Consider the following 2,553-nt stretch of genomic DNA (forward strand, 5'->3'; position numbering starts at 1 on the left):
GCCAGGAGGCGGCGGGCCAGGCCGTGATGAAGCCAGCGATCAGCCCGATCTGGCCGGCGAACCAGAATGTCGGGCTGTCGGGTCGCAGGGTGGGCAACGCGCCCGCCGTCGCGGGCTGGGTGATCACCGGGGCGAGCCAGGTGATCGGTGCGCGGACGACCGCCGGGGAGTTGCGGACCAGTTCGGTGTTGGAGACGCCGGGGTGTGCGGCCACCGCGACCGTGGTGCCGTGCGGGGCGAGCCGACGCTGCAACTCGTAGGTGAACATCAGGTTGGCGAGCTTCGACTGGCCGTAGGCGGCGACCCGGCCGTACGAACGCTCCCACTGCAGGTCGTCGAAGTGGATGGCGGCGCGGATGCGGTGGCCGACGCTGCTGACCGTGACCACCCGGGAGCCGGGCACGGGCAGCAGCAGGTCGAGCAGCAGCCCGGTGAGCGCGAAGTGGCCCAGGTGGTTGGTGCCGAACTGCATCTCGAAGCCGTCGCGGGTGGTCTGCTTCGGGGTGTACATCACGCCTGCGTTGTTGATCAGAAGGTCGATCCGCGGGTGGGCGGCGCGCAGGTCGGCCGCGGCCGCGCGCACGGAGTCCAGCGAGGTCAGATCCAGTTCCTGTACGGAGACGTCGCCGTTCATCCGGGCGGCGGCCCGCTTGCCCTTCTCGGTGTCGCGCACGGCCAGCACGACGGACGCCCCGCGCTCGGCGAGCAGCCGGGCGGTCTCGAAGCCCAGCCCGGTGTTGGCCCCGGTGACCACGGCCACCCGGCCGTCCTGGCGCGGAATCTGCTGCTCGGTCCAGTTCATCTCAGGCTCCCAATGTACCGCCGGTAAGTTATGCCTGAACGGTAAAGTACCGCCGGTACACTGTCAAGAGACCGGCGGTACCTAAGTTAGGGTTGGCGACATGACGTTCCAGCGGGCGCGCAGCGAGGAGCAGCGCGCGGTCCGGCGCCAGGCGATCCTGGAAACCACCTCGGCGATGCTCGACGAGATGCCGGTGGCCGAGGTGACGCTGAACGAGCTGAGCCGGCGGGTGGGCCTGGCCAAGACGGCCGTGCTGCGCTATTTCGAGTCCCGCGAAGCGGTGCTGCTCGACCTGATGGACGACCGGACGACGACCTGGCTGGCCGAGCTGGAGCAGGAACTGGGCCAGGGCGTCGACCCGAGCGGGTCCGCGCTGGAACGGGCCGAGCAGACGGCGGACGTGCTCAGCCGGTCGCTCGCCGCCCAGACGGTGCTCTGTGATCTCTTCGGTGCGCAGGGCGGGGTGCTCGAACACAACGTCTCGGTCGAGGCGGTCCGCCGGCACAAGCGCGCCTCACTGGCCAACCTCGCGGTGATGGCCGACCTCATCCGGCGGCACCTGCCCGAGGTCGGCGACCGCGCCGAGCTGTTCTGCCTGAACGCCTTGCTGATGGCTGGCGCACTGTCCGCCTACACCTCGCCGCCGCCGAGCCTGCTCGCCGTGTATGAGTCCGAGCCGGCGCTCGCGGTTCACCACATCGACCTGCGGACAGCCCTGCGGCTTGCCATCATCACATCGCTCGTGGGCATGCTGCCGCGCTCCTAGTCCGATGCGGCTCGGAAGCTCGGCACCCGGGGCTGCGCGGAATTCGATGGTCACGAGGCTGCTCGTGGTCTACCGTGGCCCGCCGTGCTCTCAAACGAACAGATAATCGAACAGGCCCTGGATCGGATCGAGGCAGGGTACGTCTTTCCTGCGAAAGTCGTGGACATCGACGCCGCGATCCGGCGCCGCCTCAAGGCCGGCGAGTACGACGACCTGGACGGGCCGGCGCTCTGCGAGACGGTGACCGCTCACCTTCAGCAGGTGTGCCCGGACAAGCATCTGCGGCTGCTCTGGGCCGACCAGCCGCAGTCGCTCGATCCGGCGGACGAAGACGGGGGCCGGGCCGCGTTCCTCGCGCTGCTCAGGGCGGAGAACCAGGGGATCCGCCGGGTCGAGCAGGTGGACGGGAACGTCGGGCTGATCGACGTGCGGCGCATCGCGTACGCCGACGAAGGTGCCGCTGCGATCGGCGCGGCCATGCAACTGGTCGCCCTCAGCTCCGCGCTCATCCTGGACCTGCGCGCGTGCTCCGGCGGAGCACCGGAGGGAGCCGCGATGTGGTGCAGCTACTTCTTCCGCGACGATCAGGTGCACCTCAACGACTTCTACGAGCGGTCCACCGGCAGCACTCGCCAGTTCTGGACTGCCGCGCACCTTCCCGCGCCGCGCTACGCGGACCGCCCGGTCTCTGTGCTCACCAGCGCGATGACGTTCTCCGGGGGCGAGGACGTGGCGTACACCCTCCAGGCGCACGGCCGGGCGGTCGTCGTCGGTGAGACGACCCGCGGCGGCGCGCATCCGACGGCCCGCCACCCGGTCACCGAACACATCCTGGTGACCGTGCCGACCGCCCGGACCATCAACAGCGTCACCGGCACCAACTGGGAAGGCGTCGGAGTGGTCCCCGACGTACCCGTCCCGGCCGACCAGGCACTCGACACGGCACTCAAGGCCATCTCGGGCGCATAGGCGCGCGCGGCGGGAC

Annotated in this window: 3 protein-coding genes; 2 read left to right on the forward strand and 1 reads right to left on the reverse strand. The window is 70.0% G+C overall.

Annotated elements, in window-relative coordinates; translation table 11 throughout:
• Positions 1–802, reverse strand: an 802-nt coding sequence (locus AB0J68_RS30795) for an oxidoreductase (RefSeq protein ID WP_363942234.1), incomplete at its 3' end; no start/stop codon positions are given.
• A 100-nt stretch (positions 803–902) separates the two neighbouring features.
• On the opposite strand from AB0J68_RS30795, the gene AB0J68_RS30800 reads away from it, so the two are divergent.
• Together AB0J68_RS30800 and AB0J68_RS30805 are read left to right on the forward strand one after the other, a co-directional pair.
• A complete protein-coding gene (locus AB0J68_RS30800; RefSeq protein WP_363942236.1) occupies positions 903–1,568 on the forward strand; it encodes a TetR family transcriptional regulator in 666 nt (221 codons plus the stop codon).
• Between the two features lie 84 nt (positions 1,569–1,652).
• Positions 1,653–2,537 (forward strand): S41 family peptidase, encoded by an 885-nt coding sequence (locus AB0J68_RS30805; protein WP_363942238.1) that lies wholly within the window; start codon positions 1,653–1,655, stop codon positions 2,535–2,537.
• Positions 2,538–2,553: the final 16 nt, after the last annotated feature.

It is taken from the genome of Micromonospora sp. NPDC049580, from assembly GCF_040675595.1.
GTDB lineage: Bacteria > Actinomycetota > Actinomycetes > Mycobacteriales > Micromonosporaceae > Micromonospora.